The 23,372-nt window shown below is 65.5% G+C and carries 25 protein-coding genes; 12 read left to right on the forward strand and 13 right to left on the reverse strand.

Annotated elements, in window-relative coordinates; genetic code table 11:
- Positions 1 to 135: 135 nt before the first annotated feature.
- Complete coding sequence (locus tag ACVIGB_RS10645; RefSeq protein ID WP_092114812.1) at positions 136 to 1,368, reverse strand: MFS transporter; 1,233 nt, start codon at positions 1,366 to 1,368, stop codon at positions 136 to 138.
- A gap of 133 nt (positions 1,369 to 1,501) precedes the next feature.
- On the opposite strand from ACVIGB_RS10645, the gene ACVIGB_RS10650 reads away from it, so the two are divergent.
- Together ACVIGB_RS10650 and ACVIGB_RS10655 are read left to right on the forward strand one after the other, a co-directional pair.
- The gene (locus ACVIGB_RS10650; RefSeq protein WP_456722712.1) at positions 1,502 to 2,101 is read left to right on the forward strand and encodes a TetR/AcrR family transcriptional regulator; all 600 of its coding nucleotides are present in this window, start codon (positions 1,502 to 1,504) and stop codon (positions 2,099 to 2,101) included.
- 132 nt (positions 2,102 to 2,233) lie between these two features.
- The gene (locus ACVIGB_RS10655; RefSeq protein ID WP_456722711.1) at positions 2,234 to 3,439 is read left to right on the forward strand and encodes a serine hydrolase domain-containing protein; all 1,206 of its coding nucleotides are present in this window, start codon (positions 2,234 to 2,236) and stop codon (positions 3,437 to 3,439) included.
- A 101-nt stretch (positions 3,440 to 3,540) separates the two neighbouring features.
- Here the strand turns inward: ACVIGB_RS10655 and ACVIGB_RS10660 are convergent, their stop codons facing one another.
- Positions 3,541 to 4,914 (reverse strand): PleD family two-component system response regulator, encoded by a 1,374-nt coding sequence (locus ACVIGB_RS10660; protein ID WP_092114814.1) that lies wholly within the window; start codon positions 4,912 to 4,914, stop codon positions 3,541 to 3,543.
- Between the two features lie 15 nt (positions 4,915 to 4,929).
- Positions 4,930 to 5,295 carry a response regulator gene (locus ACVIGB_RS10665; protein WP_016845968.1) on the reverse strand — a complete coding sequence of 122 codons (366 nt, stop codon included), beginning with the start codon at positions 5,293 to 5,295 and terminating at the stop codon, positions 4,930 to 4,932.
- 228 nt (positions 5,296 to 5,523) lie between these two features.
- Here ACVIGB_RS10665 and ACVIGB_RS10670 point away from each other — a divergent pair, with 228 nt between their 5' ends.
- Both ACVIGB_RS10670 and ACVIGB_RS10675 read left to right on the forward strand, forming a co-directional pair.
- Positions 5,524 to 5,823, forward strand: coding sequence for a DUF3572 domain-containing protein (locus tag ACVIGB_RS10670; RefSeq protein WP_456725201.1), 300 nt, complete (start codon positions 5,524 to 5,526; stop codon positions 5,821 to 5,823).
- The gene (locus ACVIGB_RS10675; protein WP_456722710.1) at positions 5,802 to 7,118 is read left to right on the forward strand and encodes a DNA polymerase IV; all 1,317 of its coding nucleotides are present in this window, start codon (positions 5,802 to 5,804) and stop codon (positions 7,116 to 7,118) included. Before ACVIGB_RS10670 ends, ACVIGB_RS10675 begins: the two co-directional genes overlap by 22 nt.
- 152 nt (positions 7,119 to 7,270) lie before the next feature.
- Here the strand turns inward: ACVIGB_RS10675 and ACVIGB_RS10680 are convergent, their stop codons facing one another.
- A complete protein-coding gene (locus ACVIGB_RS10680) occupies positions 7,271 to 7,672 on the reverse strand; it encodes a RidA family protein (RefSeq protein ID WP_092114816.1) in 402 nt (133 codons plus the stop codon).
- Between the two features lie 208 nt (positions 7,673 to 7,880).
- The gene (locus ACVIGB_RS10685) at positions 7,881 to 8,744 is read right to left on the reverse strand and encodes a cell envelope integrity EipB family protein (RefSeq protein WP_456722709.1); all 864 of its coding nucleotides are present in this window, start codon (positions 8,742 to 8,744) and stop codon (positions 7,881 to 7,883) included.
- 262 nt (positions 8,745 to 9,006) lie between these two features.
- Between ACVIGB_RS10685 and ACVIGB_RS10690 the strand changes: the two genes are divergently transcribed.
- The 4 genes from ACVIGB_RS10690 to ACVIGB_RS10705 all read left to right on the forward strand — a co-directional run bounded on the left by ACVIGB_RS10690 (position 9,007) and on the right by ACVIGB_RS10705 (position 12,115).
- Positions 9,007 to 9,474 carry a RidA family protein gene (locus tag ACVIGB_RS10690; protein WP_021078295.1) on the forward strand — a complete coding sequence of 156 codons (468 nt, stop codon included), beginning with the start codon at positions 9,007 to 9,009 and terminating at the stop codon, positions 9,472 to 9,474.
- 3 nt (positions 9,475 to 9,477) lie between these two features.
- The gene (locus ACVIGB_RS10695; RefSeq protein WP_456722708.1) at positions 9,478 to 10,230 is read left to right on the forward strand and encodes a glycerophosphodiester phosphodiesterase; all 753 of its coding nucleotides are present in this window, start codon (positions 9,478 to 9,480) and stop codon (positions 10,228 to 10,230) included.
- Positions 10,231 to 10,385: 155 nt separating this feature from the next.
- The gene (locus tag ACVIGB_RS10700) at positions 10,386 to 11,636 is read left to right on the forward strand and encodes a GNAT family N-acetyltransferase (protein WP_456722707.1); all 1,251 of its coding nucleotides are present in this window, start codon (positions 10,386 to 10,388) and stop codon (positions 11,634 to 11,636) included.
- 53 nt (positions 11,637 to 11,689) lie between these two features.
- Entirely contained in the window at positions 11,690 to 12,115 is a 426-nt protein-coding gene (locus tag ACVIGB_RS10705) for an HIT domain-containing protein (protein ID WP_456722706.1), read from the forward strand.
- 104 nt (positions 12,116 to 12,219) lie between these two features.
- Here ACVIGB_RS10705 and tsaA read toward each other — a convergent pair whose 3' ends face one another.
- From tsaA to ACVIGB_RS10730, 5 genes are all read right to left on the reverse strand, one after another.
- Positions 12,220 to 12,711, reverse strand: a complete 492-nt coding sequence (gene tsaA, locus ACVIGB_RS10710; RefSeq protein WP_074128941.1) for a tRNA (N6-threonylcarbamoyladenosine(37)-N6)-methyltransferase TrmO — start codon at positions 12,709 to 12,711, stop codon at positions 12,220 to 12,222.
- A gap of 3 nt (positions 12,712 to 12,714) precedes the next feature.
- Positions 12,715 to 13,695, reverse strand: a complete 981-nt coding sequence (locus ACVIGB_RS10715) for a Bug family tripartite tricarboxylate transporter substrate binding protein (RefSeq protein WP_456722705.1) — start codon at positions 13,693 to 13,695, stop codon at positions 12,715 to 12,717.
- A 60-nt stretch (positions 13,696 to 13,755) separates the two neighbouring features.
- Positions 13,756 to 14,100 (reverse strand): AzlD domain-containing protein, encoded by a 345-nt coding sequence (locus tag ACVIGB_RS10720; protein WP_456722704.1) that lies wholly within the window; start codon positions 14,098 to 14,100, stop codon positions 13,756 to 13,758.
- Complete coding sequence (locus ACVIGB_RS10725) at positions 14,097 to 14,849, reverse strand: AzlC family ABC transporter permease (protein WP_456722703.1); 753 nt, start codon at positions 14,847 to 14,849, stop codon at positions 14,097 to 14,099. Before ACVIGB_RS10725 ends, ACVIGB_RS10720 begins: the two co-directional genes overlap by 4 nt.
- A 192-nt stretch (positions 14,850 to 15,041) precedes the next feature.
- Positions 15,042 to 16,145 (reverse strand): transglycosylase SLT domain-containing protein, encoded by a 1,104-nt coding sequence (locus ACVIGB_RS10730; protein WP_456722702.1) that lies wholly within the window; start codon positions 16,143 to 16,145, stop codon positions 15,042 to 15,044.
- Between the two features lie 91 nt (positions 16,146 to 16,236).
- On the opposite strand from ACVIGB_RS10730, the gene ACVIGB_RS10735 reads away from it, so the two are divergent.
- Positions 16,237 to 17,166, forward strand: coding sequence for a glycine/sarcosine/betaine reductase selenoprotein B family protein (locus ACVIGB_RS10735; RefSeq protein WP_456722701.1), 930 nt, complete (start codon positions 16,237 to 16,239; stop codon positions 17,164 to 17,166).
- Between the two features lie 162 nt (positions 17,167 to 17,328).
- Here the strand turns inward: ACVIGB_RS10735 and ACVIGB_RS10740 are convergent, their stop codons facing one another.
- Positions 17,329 to 18,342 (reverse strand): bile acid:sodium symporter family protein, encoded by a 1,014-nt coding sequence (locus tag ACVIGB_RS10740; protein WP_456722700.1) that lies wholly within the window; start codon positions 18,340 to 18,342, stop codon positions 17,329 to 17,331.
- A 103-nt stretch (positions 18,343 to 18,445) separates the two neighbouring features.
- On the opposite strand from ACVIGB_RS10740, the gene ACVIGB_RS10745 reads away from it, so the two are divergent.
- Positions 18,446 to 19,297, forward strand: a complete 852-nt coding sequence (locus ACVIGB_RS10745; protein ID WP_456722699.1) for a LysR substrate-binding domain-containing protein — start codon at positions 18,446 to 18,448, stop codon at positions 19,295 to 19,297.
- A 285-nt stretch (positions 19,298 to 19,582) separates the two neighbouring features.
- On the opposite strand, the gene ACVIGB_RS10750 is transcribed toward ACVIGB_RS10745, so the two are convergent.
- Positions 19,583 to 20,635 carry a phenylacetaldoxime dehydratase family protein gene (locus tag ACVIGB_RS10750; RefSeq protein ID WP_456722698.1) on the reverse strand — a complete coding sequence of 351 codons (1,053 nt, stop codon included), beginning with the start codon at positions 20,633 to 20,635 and terminating at the stop codon, positions 19,583 to 19,585.
- Between the two features lie 35 nt (positions 20,636 to 20,670).
- Complete coding sequence (locus ACVIGB_RS10755; RefSeq protein ID WP_456722697.1) at positions 20,671 to 21,681, reverse strand: carbon-nitrogen hydrolase family protein; 1,011 nt, start codon at positions 21,679 to 21,681, stop codon at positions 20,671 to 20,673.
- Positions 21,682 to 21,888: 207 nt separating this feature from the next.
- Here ACVIGB_RS10755 and ACVIGB_RS10760 point away from each other — a divergent pair, with 207 nt between their 5' ends.
- Positions 21,889 to 22,845: an AraC-like ligand-binding domain-containing protein gene (locus ACVIGB_RS10760; protein WP_456722696.1), complete on the forward strand. Its 957-nt coding sequence runs from the start codon at positions 21,889 to 21,891 to the stop codon at positions 22,843 to 22,845.
- Between the two features lie 151 nt (positions 22,846 to 22,996).
- Entirely contained in the window at positions 22,997 to 23,350 is a 354-nt protein-coding gene (locus ACVIGB_RS10765) for a PilZ domain-containing protein (RefSeq protein WP_092114833.1), read from the forward strand.
- The last annotated feature ends 22 nt before the right edge of the window (positions 23,351 to 23,372 follow it).

Genomic DNA, 23,372 nt, shown 5'->3' on the forward strand with positions numbered 1-23,372 from the left:
CTGTGACTTCGATCCGCGTACGGAACAGCTTCGCGCTCCATTGCACGTTCTCGTAGCAAGCGATCGATGGAAAAATAGGCAGCAACCGGCGACTGCCTTCGCACGGGGCAGTCGCCGTCTGGCCGGGATCGGAAGCTAGGCGGCCTTGAGCAGCGGCGGTTGCGCGGGCCGGATCAGCGCGAAGGCGACCTGGATGATGCCACCGGCAAGACCGAGCGCGACGCCGATGCGCCAGGCCATAGTGTAGGAGCCGAGCGAATCGTAGATCAGCCCGCCTCCATAGGCGCCGAGGAAGCTGCCGACCTGGTGGCTCATGAAGGCAAGGCCCTGGATCATCGCCTGCCAGCGCAGACCGAACATCTCGGCCACCGCGCCCGCCACCAGCGGACCGACGCCCATCCAGAGGAAGCCCATGATGGCGCCGAACAGCAATGTCGAGCCCGGCGTCGCCGGCAGCATGAAGTACCAGGCAAGCGCCAGCGAGCGCAGGATGTAGATGCCGCCAAGCAGCGCGAGCTTGTTCCAGCGCTGGCCGGCCCAGCCGAAGAACAGCGAGCCCAGCACGTTGAAGCCGCCGATCATGCCGAGCGTCTGCGCGCTCAGCATCGGATCGAGCCCGCAGATCGCCAGATACGACGGCAGATGCGTGGTGAGGAAGACGAGCTGCATGCCGCAGACCATGTACGCGCAAGTCATCACCACGAAGGACGCGTTGCCAAACGCGGTCTTGGCCGCGGTCGCCGCCGTGGCGTTGCCGATATCATCGGCCGAGGGCTTCGGCAGCGGGATCTTGTCGACGCGACCGGCGTACAACGCGGCTGGAATCATCCCGATCGACAGGATGACGAATCCGGCAAGCCCGACGCGCCAACCGAACCCTTCATTGAGCATCTGGCCGATCGGCGCCGACAGCAGCGCACCGAGCGAGCCCGCGGCGGAGACCATGCCGAGCACGGTCGAGCGCACCGTCTCCGACACCGCGCGCGCCGCGACCGACATGGCGATCGCATTCGCGGTGCAGGCGAGCGAAAGGCCGATCAGCACACCGGCGCCGATCATGATGGCGACGAGGCCATGCGCCGTCGTCATCAGCACGAGGCCCGCGATATAGGCCAGCGCACCGACCACCATGATCGGGCGGAAGCCGTAACGCACCGTCATCGCGCCCGCGAACGGCTGCAGAAAGCCCCAGGCGAGGTTCTGCACCGCCAGCGCCAAGGTGAAATGCGACACCGAGATGCCGATGTCGTGCGTCAGCGGCTGCATGAAGATGCCGAGGCTCTGCCGCAGCCCCATGCTCAGCGTGAGCATGATGGAGGCACCGATCAGAATGGGAAGCGTGGGACGCAGGACCTGCAACAGGGGCATTGTTCTTGTTCTCCCATGACGGCCCGGCACGAGTGCCACAGCCTGCGATTCACGCATGTTTTGGTTACACAGACCTGTGTACTTAGGCTATACAGGGGGCGACCTGTCAAGCGAAGAGGATCACGGACGGCGCATGGCTTCCCCGCCTCCCAAACAGACCATGAAAGAGCGGATCCTCGAGACCGCCGACAAACTGTTCTACCTGCAGGGCATTCGCGCCATCGGCGTCGACACCATCGCGGCCGAGATCGGCATCAGCAAACGCACGCTCTACAATCACTTCCCGTCGAAGGACGCGCTGATCGAGGCCTATCTGCAGCGCCGCTTCGTGCAGCCCCGCCCCTCCGACAAGCCGCCGGCCGAGCAGATTCTCGCGACCTTCGATTCGCTGGAGCGGCGCTTCTCGGCGAAGGATTTTCGCGGCTGCCCGTTCGTGAACGCGGTGGCGGAGCTTGGTCCAGAGGACGAGGATCGCACCGTTCGAAACATCGCGGTTGCCTTCAAGGAAAGCCGCCGGGTCTGGTTTCGCGATCTGCTGCGGCAGCTTGACGTCACGGATGCCGAGGCACTTGCGACCCAGCTGACGCTCTTGGTCGACGGCTCGATCGCGCAGGACCTGGTGCGCAACGATCCGGCCATGGCCCGTGCGGCAAAGGAAGCCGCCCGCGTGCTGCTGGCGAATGCGGGCGTCAAGGTCGGCTCCGCGTCTGCGGACAAGAAGCGCACTGGATAAATCCAGTTGCGCACACAGGTCCGGTTTGGTTGTTAGCGTTGACGGCACGCGACGGCATCCCCGATTGGATATTCCGTCCGGCGAGATTGACGGCGACCGCGCGACAACCTGCGGCACAACTGGGGAACGACCATGGAAGATCTGAAGGTGACGGCCACCGGCTACGACTTCGCGCCGGCGCGCGCCGCCATGCAGCGCTATATCGACAACGATCTGCTGTCCGGCATCTCGTCCGCAGTCATGGTGGGCCGCGAGCTCGTCGACGTCAGCTGCGTCGGATGGGCCGACAAGGAAGCGCAGATTCCGCTGCGCACCGACCACATCTTCCGGGTGTTCTCCAACACCAAGCTGATCACCTCCTGCGCGGCGCTGCTGTTGTTCGAGGAAGGCCGTTTCCGGCTTGACGACCCGATCGAGACCTTCATCCCGCAGCTCGGCAACCGCAAGGTGCTTCGGCCGGGCGCGACCTCGATCGATGACACCGAGCCGGCGCAGAGCTCGATCACCATCCGCCAATTGCTGAGCCACAGCGCCGGTTTGAGCTACGGTTTCTTCGATCCCGGCACCGTCATTTTCAAAGCGCTCAACGAGCGCGGCGTGCACAATCCCAATACGACCTTGGCCGAGATGGTCGACGTGCTCGCCGGTCTGCCGCTGATCTATCAGCCGGGCACGTCGTGGGAATACTCGCTCGCGATCGACGTGGTGGCACGCTTGGTGGAAGTCGTCAGCGGCCAGCCGTTCGACAAGTTCATCAAGGCGCGCATCCTCGATCCGCTCGGCATGGTCGATACCGGCTTCGTCGTTCCGCAACAGGATCAGGGGCGCCTTGTCGCGTATTACGCGGGTGCCGATCTGATGGAGCCGATGAAGCCGGGCCTCACCCGCACCGACAATGCGCCCTTCCCCGGCGCCTATCTGCGCCCGGTCGCCAGGCTCAACGGCGGCGGCGGCCTGGTGTCCACGCTGCCCGACATGGTCGCGCTGATCCGCAGCCTGCTGCCCGGCGGACCGACGCTGCTGAAGCCGGACACGATCGCAATGATGATGTCCAACCAGTTGCCCGAAGGACAGTGGATCCGCTTCGCGATGATGGGCGAACAACCCGGCAAGGCGCACGGGCTTGCCGGCGGCCTGATCCTCACCCCCTCGCCGATCGATCATCCCGACGCTGCCGGCGAGTTCTACTGGGGCGGCGTCGCGGGCACGCAGTGGTGGATTTCGCCTAAAACCGGCATGGCCGGCGTCATGATGGCGCAGCGCCAGATGGCGTTCGTCCATCCGTTCTCGTTCGAGTTCAAGCGGATGGCCTACGACGCGGTGAAGCGCGGGAGATAGTGCAACTTCGTAGCCCGGATGGAGCGCAGCGAAATCCGGGTATCGCGCCACATGCGCAAGCGTCCCGGATTGCGCGTCGCTCCATCCGGGCTACAGACTGACTACGCCGCGGCGGAAACCACGCGGTTGCGGCCGTCGTGCTTGGCGCGATAGAGCGCGGTGTCGGCGCGCTTGAGCACGTCGGTGACCGGCTCGCCCTTGCGCTCCAGCGTGGTGAGCCCGATCGAGATCGTGACTGTGATCCGCTTGCCGCCCTTGTTGACGGCAAACGGCTCGCCCGCGATCGAGCGGCGCAGCCGCTCGGCGACCATACCGGCGACATGCAGATCGGTCTCCGGCATCACGATCACGAACTCCTCGCCGCCATAGCGGCAGGCGAGATCGATGCCGCGGATCGACTTGCGGATGCGAACGGCGAATTCGCGCAGCACGTCGTCGCCGGCGTCATGGCCGTAGGTATCGTTGATCGCCTTGAAGTAGTCGATGTCGAGGATCATCAGCGCCAGCGGCTTGCCGCGGATCGAAGCCTGCTCCGCCAGCGTCGCGAGGTGGCTCTCCATGTAGCGCCGGTTGTTGAGGCCGGTCAGCGCATCGGTGATCGCCATCTCGATCGAGTTCTGCACATTGTCGCGCAGATGATCGGTGTAGCGGCGGCGGCGGATCTGGGTGCGCGCCCGCGCCAGCAATTCGTTCTTGTCGACAGGACGCAGCAGATAGTCGTTGACGCCGATCTCGAGCCCGCGCATCAGCCGCGTGTTGTTGTCGGCATCCGAGACCGCGAGGATCGGCACCTGCCGCGTACGCTCGAGCGAGCGGGCCTGGCTGCACAGCCGCAGGCCATCGAAATTGTCGAGGCTGAGCGAGACGATCAGGAGATCGTAGTTGCCCTCGGCGGCGTGAAACAGCGCTTCCGACGGATTGGTTTCGACGTCGACGGTGTGCTCGGCGGAGAGGATCGGCGCCAGCTTCTCGTAGGACGACGGCCGGTCGTCGACCAGCAGGATGCGGCCACCCGTTCCCCGGTCGGCGATCGCGCTGCGCTCGGGCGCCTGCATGCCGATCTCGAGCGAGGTGATGGCGCGCATGCGCAGCTCATCGGTCATCATCTTCAGCCGTGTCAGCGAGCGCACGCGTGCGATCAACACGACGTCGGACACCGGCTTGGTCAGGAAGTCATCGGCGCCGGCCTCGAGGCCGCGCACGCGATCGGAAGGACTGTCGAGTGCGGTGACGATGACGACGGGGATGAAATGGGTTGCCGGATTCGACTTCAAGCGGCGGCAGACCTCGAAGCCGTCCATGTCAGGCATCATGACGTCGAGCAGGATGATGTCGCATTCGGCGCGCGCGCAGATCTCCAGCGCCTCGGTCCCGTTGGAAGCGGTCAGCACATCGAAATATTCGGCTGACAGCCGGGCTTCCAACAGCTTCACGTTCGCCGGAACGTCATCGACGACGAGGATACGCGCGGACATGGCACCACAACTCCCCTATCCGATAAAGCGTCGGACAGTCTCAATAAATTTGCCGACCGAGATCGGCTTGGACAAATAGGCTTCGCAGCCGCCCTCGCGGATGCGTTCTTCGTCGCCCTTCATGGCGAAGGCGGTGACCGCGACCACCGGAATCGTGCGCAGATCGGGATCGTCCTTGATCCAGCGCGTGACCTCGAGGCCGGAAACCTGGGGCAGCTGAATATCCATCAGGATGAGGTCGGGGCGCAGCTTGCGGACGAGATCGAGCGCTTCGAAGCCATTGCTGGTGCCCGAAGTCTGATAGCCATGCGCTTCCAACAGATCGCGAAAGAGCTTCATATTGAGCTCGTTGTCCTCCACGATCAGGACGGTTTTGGCCATCCCGTCCCTCCCAGACTTAGGAAACAGGCCCGGCTGCGGCACCTCACGCACCGCGCGCGGAGCGCGTCGAAAATGTGAATTCAAACTAGCGCCAGAATCGCTCTAACCCGTTAACCCGTGGTCCAACTTCCGCAGCGTGGTTTCGGTTGCTTGAACACACACGGAAGACTCGGGCATGATGGGCCTCTCAATAGAGACCATAAGTTAACGGAAAGGCAAACCGGCGCGTTGAAAAAGCCTGTTCACAACCCCCGGGAAGCCGCTGAAATCGTTGCGATTCAGGCGCTCGGCTTCATTGCCGGCGATCCCGAGCGGCTGGGCTTGTTCCTGGCCGAAACCGGAATCGGTCCGGAGACGCTGCGGAACGCCGCGTCCAATCCTCAATTTCTTGCGAGCGTGCTCGATTTCGTGATGCGCGACGATGCCACCGTGAAGGCATTCGCCGCAGCCTCCGAACTGCACCCGACCAACATCGCTGCCGCCCACCAGGTGCTGGGCGACCCGAAATGGGAGCGCGACGTGCCGTGACGACGGCAGCGCCAGCTCCCGACTGCCCCCTCAGTTTCTGCCGAGACTGCCTCGGCGATCTCGATATCAAGGTGAAGCGATGCAGCCATTGCGGTTCGCCGCGGCTGGTCCGTCATCGCACCCTGCCCGCGCTGGCGCTGGCGCATATCGACTGCGACGCGTTCTACGCCACCGTCGAGAAGCGCGACAATCCTGAGATCGCCGACCGCCCCGTCATCATCGGCGGTGGCAAGCGCGGCGTGGTATCGGCCGCCTGCTACATCGCCCGCACCTACGGCGTCCGCTCGGCGATGCCGATGTTCAAGGCGCTGGAACTCTGCCCCGACGCCACCGTGATCCCGCCCGACATGGCGAAATATGTCCGGGTCGGGCGCGAGGTGCGCCAGGCCATGCAGGCGCTGACGCCGCTGGTCGAGCCGCTGTCGATCGACGAAGCCTTCCTCGATCTCTCCGGCACGCAGCGCGTCCACGGCATGATCCCGGCCAAGGTGCTCGCCAAATTCGCCCGCGACGTCGAGCGCGATATCGGCATCACGGTGTCGGTCGGGCTGTCCTGCAACAAGTTCCTCGCCAAGATTGCCTCCGATCTCGACAAGCCCAGGGGCTTCGCCACGCTCGACCAGGACGAAGCGCGCGAGATGCTGGCGAGCAAACCGGTCGGCTTCATCTACGGCGTCGGCCCTGCGACCCAGGAGAAACTCGTGCAGCGCGGCTTCCGCGTCATCGCCGACCTGCAGCGCGCCGACGAGAATGAGCTGATGAAGCAGTTCGCGAGCGAAGGCCGCAGGCTGTGGCGGCTGGCGCGCGGCATCGACGACCGCACGGTGGTGCCCGATCGCGGCGCCAAGACGATCTCGAGCGAGACCACCTTCGAGACCGACATCCGCGATTTTGCAATCCTGGAAAAGCTGCTCTGGAAGCTGTCGGAGAAGACCTCGGCGCGGCTGAAGAGCAGCGACCTCTCGGGCTGCACCATCACGCTGAAGCTGAAGACCGCCGACTTCCGCCAGCGCACGCGCTCGCAATCGATCCAGACGCCGACCCAATTGGCCGCAAAGATCTTTGCGGTGACGCGCGAGATGCTGCTGAAGGAGATCGACGGCACCGCCTTCCGCCTGATGGGCGCCGGCGTCAGCGCGCTGCGCCCGGGCGCGCAGGCCAACGACTCCGACATGCTCGACCGCCGCTCGGCGCACGCCGAACGCGCGATCGACAATCTGCGCAAGAAGTTCGGCAACGCCGCCGTGATCCGCGGCATTGCCTATGAGGGGCCGGGAAAGAGCGCGGAGGAGTAGAAGCTACTCAGTCTCACCGGCCGTCATTGCGAGCGAAGCGAAGCAATCCATGCTTCAGCATATGCGGAGCGATGGATTGCTTCGTCGCTTCAGCGCAAAATTGCTTTGCAATTTTGTCGCGAGCTCCTCGCAATGACAGAGAGGGCTGCCTATCAATCGGCGACGGCCACCGCCTCGATCTCGATCAGCCATTCCGGCGCCGCGAGCGCGGTGACGCCGACGAGCGTGGAGGCCGGCGGCTCCATGCCCTCGAAGAACGCCGAGCGCGCCTTGCCGATGATCGGGCGGAGCTCCGGTCTGTAGCCGACGACGAAGGTCGTGATCTTGACGATGTTGGAATAGCTCGCGCCGGCTGCTTTCAACGCCATGCCGAGGTTTTGCATCACCTGCGTCGTCTGCGCGGCGAGATCGCCGGCGCCGACCACCCGGCCCTCCTCGTCGGTGGAAACCTGTCCGGAAATGTAGATCGTGCGTGCGCCCGAGGCGACGACGACGTGGGAGTAAGCCGGATTGTGATGCAGGCCGCTGGGGCGAAGATGATCGAGCTTGCTCATGATGTGCCTCCCTGACACGCGCGTTTTGGGAAGCGTACTCGTGTCTGATGGTTCCGGCCAGAGCGGTCTCGCGGAGTGCTCACGCTTGCTCCGCCGTCGTCCCGGCGAAGGCCGGGACCCATCACCACCGAAGATGGGTCCCGGGTCGCGTTTCGCTTGCCCGGGACGACGCCGAATGGGTGGCGATAGCGAGCCGATCACTTACCGGTCACTTGCAGGGCTTGGAATCCCTGACGTCGAATTTGTCCAGCGCACCTGAGATCACGAAGTCGTTGTAGTCCAGTACCAGCGCGCGGGAGACGCCGTTCTCATAGAGTTCGAACGACATCGCGTAGACCGGCGTCTGCTCGCCATCCTTGGCCCGCGCGTCGCTGTCGTAATAGCTCACCGTCACCGGCCAGCGGGTCATGGTTTTCATCGCGTCGCTCGCGGTCGACGGATCGGGCGATGACGGCGCGCGGTCGCCTGCGATCGGCCGGCCGATCACGGTCAGCGTGTTGTAGACCTTCTCGCCATTGTCGGAGCCGTCATAGACGGTCTGTTCGAGCACCGATTTGCCGTCGCGGGCGGCGGCGATGATGTGCTGGATCTGCTCGGTCGGGAACACGATCTTGCCGTCGAGATTGAACGTCTTCTTCACCGGCTGGGTCAGCTTCACGGTGATATGATCGCCCACGCGCTCGGCGATACCGTCGACCGGCGACGAGTCACTGTCGTTCATCCGCGTATCGATCTTGAAGCGGTAGCTCTTGCCGGACGCGTCCTCCCAGGACGTGGAGCGCAGATCGGACAGCGTGACTTTGCCCTCGCCGCTGTCGAGCTCGGACACCTGGCGGAATTCGGAGGTGTAGCCTTCGCAGGAGCTGCCGGAGAAATTGTACAGGATGCGCCCGCGCGCATCGCTGACCGAATTGGAGCCGCGCGATTTCACGAGGCTCAGATCGTACAGCGCCTGATGCGCCAGAAACGGCCCGCCGGCCGCAGCAGCCGCCCCATGAACCAGACCGGTTCCTGCCGCAACGGCGATCGTGAGCACCAGGGCACGCGACGGATTCCGAAACGGCAAGGTCATGGTTTTTCCTCGAGGAGGCAGGGATTCGCCACAATAGTGACGGTGGTATTGCGCCGCAACTGGGGCAACTCTGACAAATAGCAATGTAAGGAGCGAGTTTGCCGTCATTTTTGGCAGTTCTCCGTACGATTCCGTACGTCACGGCCGCGCCGCCCCCACCTTACCGTCGCTTGCAACCGGCGGCACGATGCGCGAAACAATCGAAACAAACTTGGCCCTGACCGCGTTTCAGGCTTCGTGCAAATCCAATTGGGGAACAAAAATGGCGGGTACCGTCGAACAGAAACTGGCGTCACAGGGCATCACACTTCCGGAGCCGACCTCCCCGGTCGCGAACTATGTCCCCTTCGTCCGCAGCGGAAACCTGTTGTTCGTCTCGGGCCAGGTCTGTTTCAACGCCGAAGGCAAGCTGATCGCCAAGGGCAAGCTCGGCGCCGGCGTCACGCTCGAGCAAGGCGTCGCCGCGGCGCAGGGCTGCGCGATCAACCTCTTGGCCCAGGTCAAGGCCGCGCTCGGCGATCTCGACAAGGTCGTGCGCGTGGTGCGGCTCGGCGGCTTCATCAACTCGGCGCCGGACTTCTTCGACGGACCGAAGGTGCTGAACGGCGCTTCCGACCTGATGGTCGCGGCGTTCGGCGACAAGGGCCGCCATGCCCGCACCACCGTCGGCGTCGCCTCGCTGCCCGCCGACGCCGCGGTCGAGGTCGAAGGCGTGTTCGAAGTCGCCTGATCGATGCGCGCCCCTGATTGGCTGACGAAGCGGCCGGTCGCCCATCGCGGCCTGCACGATGTCGCACGCGGCGTCATCGAGAACATGCCGGCCGCGGCCAACGCGGCGGTCGCCGGCAATTTCGCGATCGAGTGCGATATCCAGCTCACCGCCGATGGCGAGGCGATGGTGCATCACGACGATGCGCTCGGCCGCCTCACCGAGGGTTCCGGCCTGCTGTCGACCAAGACCGCAGCCGAGCTGAAGGCGGTGACGTTCAAGGGCACCTCCGAGCAGATGATGACACTCGGCGATCTCTGCGCGCTGGTCGCCGGCCGCGTCCCGCTGTTGGTCGAGGTGAAGAGCCATTTCGACGGCGACCGCAAGCTGGTTCGGCGGATGGCCGAGGTGCTGTCGTCCTATTCCGGCCCTGTCGTCGGCATGTCGTTCGACCCCGACCAGGTGCTGGCACTGCGCGAGACCATGCCGAACCTGCCGCGCGGCATCACCGCCCAGCGCACCTATGACGACAGTTCCTGGACCAAGCTGACGCCGGCCCAGCGCGACGGCATGCTGTACCTGCGCCACGGCTTCAAGACCGAGCCGCATTTCGTGGCCTTCTGGGTCAACCAGCTGCCGGCGCCGGCGCCCTGGATCGCCCGCAATGTGTTCGGCTGCCCGCTGCTGGCCTGGACCGTGCGGACGGCGGAACAGCGCGAGCGCGCGACCCGCTACGCCGACCAGATGATCTTTGAGGGATTTGTGCCGGGAACCTGACATGTCGTCGGCAGTCTTGAACTCGTCGCTGCGACGCACGATCTTGTCGGGAGTTGGTCGTCATCGGCGATGGCGGAATGCGGAGCATGATCCGGAAGTGGAGCCAGCTGTTCCGGAAAGATCATGCTCAAAAGAGGCACCGGTCTTCACTCTCGATGGCGTCGTCTGAAATCACCCTAGAGGCTGTGGCTGACATCGGCGGCATTCCGGCCGCCGAATGGGACGCCTGCGCCAATCCGATGGCGGATGCGGACAGCATTCATCACCTCGACACGCTGGCCTCGCCCGGCTCCGCAAGCGATTGCCAGACGGTTGCAAGTTCGAGCTATAACCCCTTCGTTTCCCACGCCTTTTTCGCCGCGGCGGAAGCCTCCAATTCGGCCTGCCTGCGAACCGGCTGGGGCCCCCGGCATCTGATCGCAAAGCTCGATGGCCGGATCGTCGGCGTCGTGCCCTGTTATCTGAAATCGCACTCGCAGGGCGAATACGTGTTCGACCGCGGCTGGGCCGAGGCCTATCACCGCGCCGGCGGCAGCTACTATCCGAAGCTGCAGGTCTCCGTCCCGTTCACGCCCGCCACCGGGCCACGGCTGTTAATCCGCGATGGTGTCGACCGCGAGGCGATCGGCTCGGCGCTGGCGCGGGGCCTGCGGGCGCTCTGCAGCGCCACTGAAGCCTCCTCCGTGCACGTCACCTTTGCCCGCGAGGACGAGGCAAAATTCCTCGGCGCACACGGCTTCCTGCAGCGAACCGACCAGCAGTTCCACTGGCACAATCAAGGCTACAAGAGCTTCGACGATTTCCTGGGATCGCTGAACTCGCGTCACCGCAAGGGCATCAAGCGCGAACGCCGTGAGGCGGTTACCGCCGGGATCACCATCCACTGGCTGACCGGCTCGGATATTACCGAGGACGCCTGGGACGCGTTCTTCGAGTTCTACATGGAGACCGGCTCGCGCAAATGGGGCCGGCCGTATCTCACCCGAGAATTCTTCTCGCTGATCGGCGAGAGCATGAGCCGGGACGTGCTGCTGGTCATGGCCAAGCGCAACGGCCGCTGGATCGCAGGTGCGATCAACTTCATCGGCTCGGATACGCTGTTCGGCCGCAACTGGGGCGCGATCGAGCACCACCCGTTCCTGCATTTCGAAGTCTGCTACTATCAGGCGATCGATTTCGCGGTTCAGCGCGGGCTCAAGGTGGTCGAAGCCGGCGCGCAGGGCGAGCACAAGCTGGCGCGCGGTTACCTGCCGCAGACCACCTATTCGGCGCATTTCATCGCCGATCCCGGATTGCGCCGGGCGATCGCCGATTACCTCAAGCGCGAGCGCGATTATGTCGCCGAGGTCGGCCGCGAGCTGGCCGAGGCCGGTCCGTTCCGCAAGACGGCCGACGACGACGCTTGACGTTTGGACCGCGACCTAGACATTAGCGCTACAAAATCCGAGGAGCCGCCGCCATGCCCGCCGCCTATGACATCAACAACCCCTTCGCAAAAATCCTGCGCGGCGAGTTTCCCTCCTACAAGGTTTACGAGAACGAGCACGTGCTCGCCTTCCTCGACATCATGCCGCGCTCGCCCGGGCATACGCTTGTCATCCCGAAGGCCCCTGCCCGCAACATCCTCGACATCACGCCCGACGACTACGCCCACGTTGCACGCGCCGCCCACAAGATCGCCGCCGCCGCGATGAAGGCGTTCGAGGCCGACGGCATCACCGTGCAGCAATTCAACGAGCCCGCCGGCGGCCAGGTCGTGTTCCACCTGCACATGCACGTGATGCCGCGCAAGGACGGCGTCGCGCTGTTGCCGCCCGCCAGCCACAAGGAAGACGGCAAGGTGCTGGAGGCGAATGCGACGAAGCTGATCGCGGCGTTGAAGTAACCGCGCCGCGCATCCCGCCACGTAGCCCGGATGAGCGAAGCGACATCCGGGGCCCGTCTCGCCGTTCTTCCCGGATATCGCTGCGCTCATCCGGGCTACAAATCTTACTCCGTCTCGAAATCCCCGGCCTGTGGCGGGGCCAGCGGGGTGAACTCGCAACGGTCGGGCTTGACGTCGATCAGCGGCGTCTCGTCGAGGCAGTCGAGGCCGCGCACCAGGATGACGTTGCCCTCGACGCCGACCAGTTTCACGATCGAGGTCCCGATCGGATTGGGGCGCACCGGCGAGCGCAGCGAGAAGGTGCCGCGGGTGTTGCCGTTGTTCTTCGGGCTTTGCAGCACGATGTCGCGGCGCGACTGGTGCAGCCAGTACAGCACTTCGAGGTTCGAATAGAAATCGACGCCCTTGATCGCGGCGACCCAGGGCTCGAAGATCTCGAGCCGGCACACCGGACCGTCATGCCGCCCCTGCCGCGGCGTCGCCAGCCGCGAGGTCCAGGGTGTGCGGATACGGCCGATGAAGACGAGCCCGGCGTCGCGTGCCGTCGGCATGTCGACGGCGACCTCGCCCTGGCGCAATTCCATTTCACGTACCATGTGTCAGTCCAACGATATGTTCAGCGCCTTGACCACGCCCGCCCACCGCGCGCGATCGGCGTCCACGAATTTGTCGATCTCGGCCTGGCTCTTTACGCGCAGCGGCGGAAAACCGATCCTGACCAGCGAAGCGCGAAACGCCTCGTCGTTCAAGGCCCGGTCGAGGCTCGCCTTGATCTTGCCCACGATGTCGTCAGGTACTTTCGACGGCGCTGCAATACCATACCAGACGCTGACCGCATAATCGGGGTAGCCGCTCTCGGCAATCGTCGGCAGATCGGGCAAGTCGGGGATGCGCTCGGTCGAGGTGACGGCGAGCGCGCGCAGCATGCCGGACTTGACCGGCGGCAGCGCGGTGCCGAGCGTGTCGAACATCAGCTGGATGTTGCCCGACAGGAGGTCGGTCAGCGCGGGTCCGGCGCCCTTGTAGGGCACGTGGGTCATCTCGACGCCGGCCATCTGCTTGAACATCTCGCCGGCGAGGTGAACGGTGCCGCCGGTACCGGCCGATCCGAAATTGAGTTTGCCGGGATTCTTCTTGGCGTAGGCGACGAACTCCGCGATCGTCTTTGCCGGGACGGACGGATGCACCTCCATGATCATCGGCGCATCCGTGATCACGGACAGCAGGCGGAAATCCCTGGCGGGATCGTAGGGTAGCTTCTTGTAGAGCAGCGGATTGAGCACGAAGATCGAGGCCGCCGTCACGAACAGCGTGTAGCCGTCGGGATCGGAGCGCGCCACCACCTCGGCCCCGATCGCGCCCTGCGCGCCCGCCTTGTTCTCGACCACGACCACCTGTTTGAAATCGCGCCCGAGATATTCGCCGACGATGCGGCCGAGCACGTCGGTCGGGCCGCCCGCGGCGTAGGGCACCACGAGCTTGATCGGACGCGTCGGATAATCCGCGGCACGCGCAGGCAGCGCTGCTGTCAGCAAGGCAGTCAGAGCCACGATGAAGGCCGATGATGCGCGCCGCTGCATGACGTTCCCCATTATTGTTTTCTTGGAGAACGAGAGTAACGGATAATGCGGTCGCCGCAATCAGCCGAGCCAGTATTTGCCTGACAACATGACGATTTCGCCCACAATCACGCCGGCGAAGATCGATTTCCTCGCCAGCATGAACGCCACGAAGCCTGCGTCAACGGCGCCGTAGCGCAGCCAGTCCGGCACGCTGGCGAGCGCGCCCGGTGGCTGCACCACGATCTGCGCGATGATCCCGGCGAGGATCGCGGTGGCGACCGCCCTCACCCAGACCAGCAGCTCGGAGTTCTCGTCGATGCCGCCGCCGAACCACAGGCCGAGCATGCGCCAGATCTGGTTGGGGATGACGCCGGCCACGAACAGGATCGCGAGCGCGTGCCAGTCGCCGATGAAGGTGCTCATGCGCGCACCCTCACGATGCCTGCCCTTGCCCGGTGGACGCCATAGGCGATGGTTCCCGCCACGACGCCGCTGACCAGGATGTCGACGCCGCTGTTCAGCATCGCCGCCAGCGGGAACAGCAATAGCCCAAGCACCAGCGCGATGACGTCGGCGAGTTCGCGGCAGTTGCGCGCAGTGGAGAACAGGAAGGCGAGCGGCGTCAGCATCAGCATGCCGGCGGCCAAGAGCGGCGTGAGGTTAGCCGCGAGCGTGTAGCCGATCGTGTTCGCAATCAGGCAGACCGACACAAGGCCGCAGCCGAGCCCATGAATGAAGGCGATCCGCCGGTTGCGCGGGACCTGCGGCAGGAAGCGGAAGCATTCGACCCACAGCGTCACGGCTGTCAGATGCGCAACCAGGATCAGATGCCGGCGCTTGGTGTCCTCCGTGCGCATCATCGGCAACACCGACACCACCATCGGAAACAGCCTGATCGCGCTGACGGTGACCGCTATCGCGGATTGCAGCACGGTGGCGCCGGAGCCGAGCGTCGTGATCACGATGATCTGCGCGGGGCCAGCCCAGACGAACGCCGTGCTCGCCAGGGTCCAGCCCAGCGAGAAGCCGGAATCATGCGCCAGCGCGCCGATGCCGAGATAGGTCGCGAACAGCACCAGCGTCAGCACGGTGGCGCCGATCGACCGCGCGCCCCACAGGAAGGCGCGGAACGAGGTCTGCCATTGCGGAGAATCGAGCGGAGGAAGCGCCACGGGAAGCCGGATGGTCTTGCAATGTCGGCGGCTTAGGGCGCAGACAACGCAGGGTCAAGCAATGGACGGCGCACGGCGGGTTCGCGCCACGGTAGCCCGGATGAAGCGCAGCGCAATCCGGGACAGCTCTCACCCATTGCAAGAGCGGCCCCGGATTTCGCTGGCGCTTCATCCGGGCTACGGAAGCTACAATCACGCCCTGTTCTTCAGCACGAAGCACGCCCCGCCCGCCTTGCGGATGCGGTTGCACAGACCGTCGGCCTCGGGGCGCGTGTCGGCGCCGATACGCACCTGGTAGAACATCGCGCTGCCGCGGCTGCGCAGCCGCGAGCCGAGCAGGCTCGGATCCTGGTCGCCGATCACGCTCGACAGCCGCTTGATGGCACGGGCATACATCGCAAGCGCCTTGTCGCGGCTGAAGCCCGCGGCGAGCTGCACGCCCCATAGCTTGGCGGCCGACAGCGTGATGTGCTGTTCGAGCCCGGCCACGAACGGATTGGGCGCGCGCTTCAACAATGCCATCAGCTCACGGCAGCTCGTGGTCGGCGCACGCGCCGGCATCTTGCCGTTGCGGCCGGCGGCGGCCCAGTCGTCGACGCTGGAGCCGGTGATCGCCGAGACGTAGTTGCGCGTCTCCTGCGGCATGTAGCCGGAGCCGGCGAGCCAGTCCTGGATTCGGCGCGGGCCGGCATTGTAGGCGGCCGCCGCGAGGCCGAGATTGCCGAACTGGTTGCGCAGCTCGCTGAGGAATTCAGCCGACTTCGGCAGCGCCTGCACCGGATCGAGCGGATCGAGCAGCCCGCGCTCGTTCGCGGTGCCCGGCATGAACTGCGCGATGCCCTGCGCACGCTGGCCGCTCCGGGTCACGGGACCAACCGCGTCGGCCTGGAAACGGCTCTCCTGCCAGATCACGCGCGCGAAGAATTCGAGTGGCAGGTCGTTCGCCCGCGCAGCCGACTCGATCATCAGGCACATCGCCTCGCGGGTGTCGCTCTCGCGCGCGTCGTCCGCGGGCTTGTCGGTTGCCGCCGCGGGCTTCTCGGCAGGTGCCGCGGGCGTGTCTGGCTGAGGTGCGGCAGGTTTCCCGGCTGATGGTGTGGCCTGCTCTCCCGGCGGTGGCGCAGGCTGCTCCGCCGGCGCGGCCACGGGTTTCTCGGCGGGCTTGTCGCCGGGCGGCGTTGCGGGCTGCTCGGGGCTTGGCGACGTCGGCGGAGGTGCGGCAGGCGCGTCCTCCGCACCGGCCGGCAACACCAGCACCAGAAGCATGACCCATGCGGCGCAAAGACCTGTTCGCATCGCAAATCTGTTCCCGCGCGGCGCGGCTTGACACCGCAGGCTCGTGGTCTAGCTATGGACTGAAATGATGGCGCGCAAAAGGGAGCGCAAAATGGCCGCAGCCTCAGATGATCAAACAGGCTTTGCCCCCGACGACGACGCCCCGATCGGCTACATGAAGCGGACCCGCGATTATTACGCGGCGATCGGCTACACCACCCCCTACCGCTGGGCGCACTACACCTCCGCCCCGTTCCAGCCGCTGAGGAAGCCGCTGAACCAGTCCCGCGTCGCCATCATCACGACCGCGGCGCCGTTCGATCCCGCCAGGGGCGACCAGGGTCCCGGCGCAAAATACAATGGCGGGGCAAAATTCTATTCGGTCTATGACGGCGACACGTCGCAGCCACACGATCTGCGGATTTCGCACATCGCCTATGACCGCACCCACACCACGGCGACCGACAGCGGGACCTGGTTCCCGCTGGCGCAACTCAGGCACCTCGCCGCGGCCGGCAAGATCGGCGAGGTCGCGCCGCGCTTCTTCGGCGCCCCGACCAACCGCAGCCACCGCGTCACCATCGAGACCGATGCGCCCGAAATCCTCAAGCGCTGCCGCGACGACAAGGTCGACGCTGCGGTGCTGGTGCCGAACTGCCCGGTCTGCCACCAGACCGTCAGCCTGGTGGCGCGGCATCTCGAGGCCAACGACATCCCCACCGTCGTGATGGGCTGCGCCAAGGATATCGTCGAGCACGCCGCGGTGCCGCGCTTCATGTTCTCCGATTTCCCGCTCGGCAACTCCGCCGGCAAGCCGCATGACGAGGCCTCGCAGGCGTTCACGCTGGAGTTGGCGCTGCGTGTGCTTGAGCAAGCTCCCGGTCCGCAGACCACCGTGCAATCGCCGCTACGCTGGAGCGAGGACGCGTCGTGGAAGCGCGATTACAGCAATGCCGATGCGCTGAGCGCCGAGGAGCTGGCGCGCCTGCGCCGTGAGTTCGACGCGCAGAAGGAAATCGCGAAGGGTCTGCGCGTGGCGTGAGGCTTTGCGTTAGACACGATCACTCACCCAACTCGCGGTGTCATCGCCCGGCTTGACCGGGCGATCCAGTATTCCAGAGACATCAGTCAGTCACGGAGAGGCCGCGGCGTACTGGGTCCCCCGGTCAAGCCGGGGGACGACAGCGGAGGCAAATGCCTCCACTCAGTGCGCATCGACAAGCGCAGGAACCGCATCACGTGATGCCCCTTCCTCGCCGCCCGCATACCGGCGCGCCAGCGCGGCGCAAGTCATCAGCTGGATCTGATGAAACAGCATCAGCGGCAGCACGATCAGGCCGACCGATTGCCCGGCGAGCAGCACGCTCGCCATCGGCAATCCGCTCGCCAGACTCTTCTTCGAGCCGCAGAACATGATGGCGATGCGGTCGGCGCGGGAGAAGCCGAGCAGCCGGCTGCCGAAATTGGTGACCAGCAGCACGATCGCCAGCAGCAGCGCATCGAGGCCGAGCACGATCGCCATCTGGCTTGCGTTGACCTGGTGCCAGATGCCGTGGCTGACGCCATCGCTGAACGCGGTGTAGACGATCAAGAGGATCGAACCGCGGTCGACCAGACCAAGCATTGCATGGTGCCTGGCAACCCAGCGGCCGATCAGCGGCCGCGACAATTGCCCCGCCACGAACGGCAGCAGCAGTTGCACGACGATGTCGAGCGCGGCATTGCCCGAGAACCCGCCATGGCTGGAGAGCAGCACGCCGGCCAGCAGCGGCGTGGCGACGATGCCGAGCAGGTTGGAGGCGGTCGCCGAGCACAGCGCCGCCGACACATTGCCGCGCGCAATCGAGGTGAAGGCGACCGACGACTGCACCGTCGACGGCAGAATGCAGATCAGGATCACGCCCGCCCACAGCGCCGGCGTCAGCAGATGCGGCGCCAGCGCATGCGCTGCGAGCCCGAGCAGCGGGAACAGGGCAAACGTCGACAGGAAGATCACGAGGTGCAGGCGCCAGTGCCGGGCGCCGACCAGCGCCTCCGTGGTCGACAGCCGGGCGCCGTGCAGGAAGAACAGCAGCGCGATCGCCGCATCCGTGGCATAGCCGCCGATCACGGTGCCCTGCCCGTGCAGCGGCAGCAATGTGGCAAGGCCGACCATACCGACGATGGCGGCGATGTAGGGGTCGACAGGCACAAATGAGCGCAGGCGGCTGATGGTCATGGTGGCTTCCTTCCTCGACTGGAAGGTGCGCATCCCCGTGCCGATTGTGAACCGCGCTTACCGGTGTTATTGTCATTGCGTTACGTAATGACGGATCGCCGCCATGCTCGACCCGACCCAGCTCGAAACCTTCCTCACGGTGGTACAGACCCAGAATTTCACCGAGGCCGGCCGCCGCCTCGGCCTGAAGCAATCGACCGTGAGCCAGCACATCCGCAAGCTCGAGGCCGCCGCCGGGCGCCGCCTGTTCGTGCGCGACACCCATTCGGTGGTGCTCACCGCCGACGGTGAAGCGATGACGGGCTTTGCGCGCCCGATCCTGGAGGCCAATGCGCGCGCCCGCGATTACTTCGCGGGGTCGCAGGTGCGCGGCAAGGTCCGGTTCGGCGCCGCGGAGGATTTTGCCAGTTCGCGCCTGCCCGATTTGCTGCGCGATTTCGTCCGGCGCCATCCGCAGGTCGATCTCGAGCTGACGATCGGCCTCAGCGCCGTGCTGTACCAACAGCTCGACGCCGGCGAGCTCGATCTCGTACTCGGCAAGCGCCGGCCCGGCGACGCGCTGGGGCAACTGGTTTGGCAGGACCGCCTGGTGTGGACCGCCGCGCCGGGCATGCGGCCCGAGCCCGGCGAGCCGCTGCCACTGATCCTCTACGCGCCGCCGAGCGTCAGCCGCAGCGTGGTGCTGGAGGCGATGGAGCGGTTCGGGCGGCCCTGGCGCATCGTCTGCTCCAGCGGCAGCTTGAGCGGCCTGCGCGCCGCAGCGCTCGCCGGTCTCGGCATCACCCCGCAAGCACAGGGCTTGATCCCGGATGGACTCGAAGCGATGTCGGCGTCAGGCCTGCCGCCGCTCGGCAGCGTCGAATTCGTGGTCCGCACCGCCCGCCGGACCAGACGCGGCCCGGCCACAGAACTGGCGCAGGCGATCACGGAACGCGGCGGCCGGCTGCGGCCTTAGAAGTACAGCGATGTTTGGCTGGAATGGTCTGACGCCGCGACCCTTCGGCTCAAGCGCTGCGGTCTCTGGAATACTCATCACCCCATGCGCTTGCGCGGGTGATGACACCGCGCAAGCCAAGGGCGCCCGCACGATTTCGGAATAATAGAATAATGCTGCTGATTTGCCCGACGTGTCAAGTTGCCGTGTCGAACGCCCGCGGCCGCCGGCTCCTTTGCATGGGGTTGTTTTCGATATTTTGAACGCAGCTTCGATGCGGGCCCTGATCGGACCCGGCGCCCCGCGTCAGGCGGATAGCGCCCCCGCGAGTTGCACCGCGTTCAGCATGCCGGTCCGTTCGTGGCAGCCGAGATACTCGAAGAACTGCTCGTCGGCGGCGGCAACGGTGACCTCGTGATACAGCCTGAGCTTTGCGGCTGGTCCCAAAGTCGACAGATACTTCATCGCCGCGCCGAAGATCCGGACATGGGTCGGATGCGATTCCGCCCAGCGCTCCAGCGCCGCAAGGCTCTTCCACCAGCTCTGGCCGTAGGACTTTTCTGTCAGTCGTCCATCCGCGTCAACGACGCGCATGTAGCGGTTGGCGTAGCAGCCGATCGGCACGCCGTCGTCGCGCAGGAAATCCATGCCCTCGCGCAGCACCGGCTCGACATCGTCGAGATACATCTTGCGCTCCGACGCCTCGGTGTCGCTCCAGTCCTGGCCGGAGCGGATCAGGCAGAGATTGTCATGCGCGACCACGCGGATGCGCGCCCCGTCGCGGATCACGCGCGGCTCGCCGCCGGGCGTCATCGCGTCGGTCTGCGACAGCGGGATGCGGTCGCGCATGCCGCCCCAATAGGCGTGCTCCTGCACTTCCCCGCTCATGCCGTCGGCGAGAACAGCGACGCCCTCCGGACGGCCGAGCGACGAGAACAGCGTCTCGTAGCGCGCAACATGCGGCCGCAGCACTTCGATGAAGCGGCCAATACCATCGGTGGCGCCCTTGCCGGTCCAGGCCTCGCGCGCGCCGGCGAACCAGGCGTCGAAACGCCCGGCATCGTCCCAATAGGCGACCGAGACGACGTTGGTGTAGCCGGCCTGGTCGACATATTGCGCACGATCCCAATGCGTCGGGCCGTTCTCGCCGGCAAAGCGCGTTGCGATCGATGCCAGCGCCTCTGCCACTGCTGCGGTCGGCTCGCCGCGAACCTGTACGCCGAAATAGGCCATGATGACGCGTGCGACCGCGGGCTTGTGCCGCGCGACGAACGAGGGATAAGGCGGCGCGTAATCGTCGGGCACGCGACGATGACGGGAGCGCGCCGTTTGCAGATGGGAAGGAATCGCGGATTCCATGGCAGTCGCCTCCGGTTGGATGTTGCCCTGATACGTTAGCTCGCGGCCGCGTCGACCTCCTCAAGACTGTCGAGCGGCAGCGCGAAGTGCTCGACGCGCTTCGACGGCTTCTTGTTCAGCAGCAGACGCGTGACGTCGGGCCGCGAGTAATGCCCGGCCGGGTCGGCGGCGTTCTTGGCGATCCCGATCGTGCCGAGATCGATATCGGCGAGCAGCAGACCTTCCTGATCGGGCGGCAGCTTCTCGGCGATCGAGCTGCCATCCGGCCCGTAGATCGCGGCGTGCCCGCCGCCGACATGCAGCAGCGCGTGCTTGTCGTCGCGGTCGCACATCTCGTCGATCATCGCCTGCGAGACCGTGGCACAGGGCGCCAGCACGAAGCACGAGCCTTCAACAGCATAGACCCGCGAGGCCGCGTTGTTGACCTCCCAGCCGAGCGCCGGCGCGAACGGATCGTACAGCGAGAAGCTCGGCCACGCCGCGACATGCACCTGCTCGTTCTGGGCGTACATCGCGTATTTCGAGAGTGGCTGCAGATGCTCCCAGCAACACAGCGCGCCGAGCCGGCCGATGCCGGGGCGGTCATGCACCGCAAGGTCGCTGCCGTCGCCCTCGCCGTAGACGGTGCGCTCGGCATGGGTCGGCCGCAGCTTGCGCCGCTTGGCGATGGTCTCGCCGTCGGGCCCGATCAGCCATTGCGCCAGATAGAGGCTGCCGCCGTCGCGTTCGGACAGGCCGAGCACCGCGGTCAAGCCGGCCTTCTTCACCGCCAGCCGCAGCTTCTCGGCCTGCGGACTGTCATAGCTCAGCGAGTTATCGAAATAGCGCTGCACGAAGCCGCGCCCGATCGCCCAGGCCGGCGAGTCCAGCCAGATGTACCAGGGATAGCCGGGGATGAAGGCCTCGGGGAACGCGATCAGTTTTGCACCCTTCGCGGCGGCCTCCTCGATCAAGGCAATGCTCTTGGCGACGGAAGCGTCGAGGTCGAGCCAGGCAGGGGCCGCCTGCACCACCGCAACGCGATATTTCGGATGTTCGATGCCCATGATGTCCTCCTCGTGGCCGGCGGCGCGGGCCGGTTCGTACTTGATCGGGCCCAGCGGCCTCTGACATCATGCTGCCCCGGGACCGGGAGCGCCGTTCGACCAGGACGGAAGGAAAATTCGACTGCGGAGGAGATTCCCCAGCCGTCTCCGGTACGAAGCTTGCTTTGTTTGCGTGGCCAGCGTTTGCACTCGTGAAGGGAGGAAATCATGCCGGCCCTGTTCACCACGGAAGGCGCGCCCACACATCAGCGCCTCGCGCTCTGGCGCGACATCGTCTGCGACGTGTTCGTGCAACTCGACTGCAAGTCCGATCTCGGCACCGCCTTCCACGGCGCCATCACCAGCGCGCAACTCGGCGCGGTGAAATGCTCCGTCGTCTCGTCGGGCCGGCAACGGGTGCTGCGCACACCGTCACGGATCGCACGCACCAGCGAGGATTTTGTTCTGTTCGCGCTCGGCCAAAGTGGCGCGGGCGGCGTGGTGCAGGACGGCCGCGAGACCGTGATCCGGCCGGGCGAGTTTGCGTTCTACGACACCACCCGGCCATACGAACTGCGCTTCGACGACGACTTCACGCAGACCATCTTCCAGGTGCCGCGCGCGATGCTGCACCGGCGCTTTGCCGGCACCCAGGGCTTGACGGCGACCACGTTCACATCGGATCGCCCGGTGCAGCGGCTCGCCTGGCAGTTCATCAGCGGGCTCTCCGAGATCGCCGACAAGCTCGATCCGGACAATGCGATCCGCCTCGCCGATCAGGCGGCCGACCTGCTCGCGATGGCGATCAGCGAGCGACTCGGCGGCGCGGCGCTACCGGCCTCGACGCACCGCTCCGCCCTGCTCTACCGGCTGAAGGCGCATGTGCTCGCGCATCTGCCGAACCCTGAGCTCAGCCTCAACGAGACCGCCGCGGCGCTCGGCATCTCGCCGCGCTACGTCAACAGCCTGCTGGCCGACGAGGACACCTCGTTCCAGCGCTTCGTGCTGGCGCAGCGGCTGGAGCGCTGCAAGCGCGACCTAGCCTCACCGGCACACGCCCATCGCCATATCGGCGAGATTGCGTTCGCCTGGGGCTTTAACGATCTCTCGCATTTCGGCCGCGTGTTCCGCGATCATTACGGCCTGTCGCCGCGCGATTGGCGGCACAGCCGGGTGCCGAACTGACTTCTCGGGTCGTTTGCGGCGCAAAATAGCCGGGAATCCTGACCTTCACAGATGCAAACAATTTACACTAACTCCAGCGGGTTCCGTTCGTACCCTTCTTTTCGCGGGTCCGGACCGGTACAGTCCTGCCGTTGATTTAGGAGGATTTCCCATGCAGGACCGGCGCCAGAGCCCACGTGACAAGGTGTTTTACGGTGCGGTTGCGGAGATCAATGAGCGTGGCTCGACGATGGATTGCGTCGTCCGCAACATCAGCGAAGGCGGTGCCTGCGTCGAATTTGGCGACGCCGCACACCTGCCCGAAGAGATGAATCTCAACGTCGCGCGCAAGGGTCGCTCGTTCCTGGCGCGCATGATCTGGCGCCAGGCCAACAAGGTCGGCCTCGCGTTCCGGACCATGACCTCGGACACCCCGGTCAGCGATCTCGACGAGCGGGTCCGCCGCAGCGAGATCAAGAAACGGCAGCTGCAGCGACGGATCAAGGAACTGCTCGGCCAGGGCTGAGCGTCCTCCCGCAGCTCCCCGG

Source organism: Bradyrhizobium sp. USDA 4341 (assembly GCF_054063755.1).

Bases quoted from the DNA above. Each gene is read 5' to 3' on its own strand.
- ACVIGB_RS10645 (WP_092114812.1), bottom strand. From the start codon at position 1,368: ATGCCCCTGTTGCAGGTCCTGCGTCCCACGCTTCCCATTCTGATCGGT.
- ACVIGB_RS10650 (WP_456722712.1), top strand. From the start codon at position 1,502: ATGGCTTCCCCGCCTCCCAAACAGACCATGAAAGAGCGGATCCTCGAG.
- ACVIGB_RS10655 (WP_456722711.1), top strand. From the start codon at position 2,234: ATGGAAGATCTGAAGGTGACGGCCACCGGCTACGACTTCGCGCCGGCG.
- ACVIGB_RS10660 (WP_092114814.1), bottom strand. From the start codon at position 4,914: ATGTCCGCGCGTATCCTCGTCGTCGATGACGTTCCGGCGAACGTGAAG.
- ACVIGB_RS10665 (WP_016845968.1), bottom strand. From the start codon at position 5,295: ATGGCCAAAACCGTCCTGATCGTGGAGGACAACGAGCTCAATATGAAG.
- ACVIGB_RS10675 (WP_456722710.1), top strand. From the start codon at position 5,802: ATGGGAGCGCGACGTGCCGTGACGACGGCAGCGCCAGCTCCCGACTGC.
- ACVIGB_RS10680 (WP_092114816.1), bottom strand. From the start codon at position 7,672: ATGAGCAAGCTCGATCATCTTCGCCCCAGCGGCCTGCATCACAATCCG.
- ACVIGB_RS10685 (WP_456722709.1), bottom strand. From the start codon at position 8,744: ATGACCTTGCCGTTTCGGAATCCGTCGCGTGCCCTGGTGCTCACGATC.
- ACVIGB_RS10690 (WP_021078295.1), top strand. From the start codon at position 9,007: ATGGCGGGTACCGTCGAACAGAAACTGGCGTCACAGGGCATCACACTT.
- ACVIGB_RS10695 (WP_456722708.1), top strand. From the start codon at position 9,478: ATGCGCGCCCCTGATTGGCTGACGAAGCGGCCGGTCGCCCATCGCGGC.
- ACVIGB_RS10700 (WP_456722707.1), top strand. From the start codon at position 10,386: ATGGCGTCGTCTGAAATCACCCTAGAGGCTGTGGCTGACATCGGCGGC.
- ACVIGB_RS10705 (WP_456722706.1), top strand. From the start codon at position 11,690: ATGCCCGCCGCCTATGACATCAACAACCCCTTCGCAAAAATCCTGCGC.
- tsaA (WP_074128941.1), bottom strand. From the start codon at position 12,711: ATGGTACGTGAAATGGAATTGCGCCAGGGCGAGGTCGCCGTCGACATG.
- ACVIGB_RS10715 (WP_456722705.1), bottom strand. From the start codon at position 13,695: ATGCAGCGGCGCGCATCATCGGCCTTCATCGTGGCTCTGACTGCCTTG.
- ACVIGB_RS10720 (WP_456722704.1), bottom strand. From the start codon at position 14,100: ATGAGCACCTTCATCGGCGACTGGCACGCGCTCGCGATCCTGTTCGTG.
- ACVIGB_RS10730 (WP_456722702.1), bottom strand. From the start codon at position 16,145: ATGCGAACAGGTCTTTGCGCCGCATGGGTCATGCTTCTGGTGCTGGTG.
- ACVIGB_RS10735 (WP_456722701.1), top strand. From the start codon at position 16,237: ATGGCCGCAGCCTCAGATGATCAAACAGGCTTTGCCCCCGACGACGAC.
- ACVIGB_RS10740 (WP_456722700.1), bottom strand. From the start codon at position 18,342: ATGACCATCAGCCGCCTGCGCTCATTTGTGCCTGTCGACCCCTACATC.
- ACVIGB_RS10745 (WP_456722699.1), top strand. From the start codon at position 18,446: ATGCTCGACCCGACCCAGCTCGAAACCTTCCTCACGGTGGTACAGACC.
- ACVIGB_RS10750 (WP_456722698.1), bottom strand. From the start codon at position 20,635: ATGGAATCCGCGATTCCTTCCCATCTGCAAACGGCGCGCTCCCGTCAT.
- ACVIGB_RS10755 (WP_456722697.1), bottom strand. From the start codon at position 21,681: ATGGGCATCGAACATCCGAAATATCGCGTTGCGGTGGTGCAGGCGGCC.
- ACVIGB_RS10760 (WP_456722696.1), top strand. From the start codon at position 21,889: ATGCCGGCCCTGTTCACCACGGAAGGCGCGCCCACACATCAGCGCCTC.
- ACVIGB_RS10765 (WP_092114833.1), top strand. From the start codon at position 22,997: ATGCAGGACCGGCGCCAGAGCCCACGTGACAAGGTGTTTTACGGTGCG.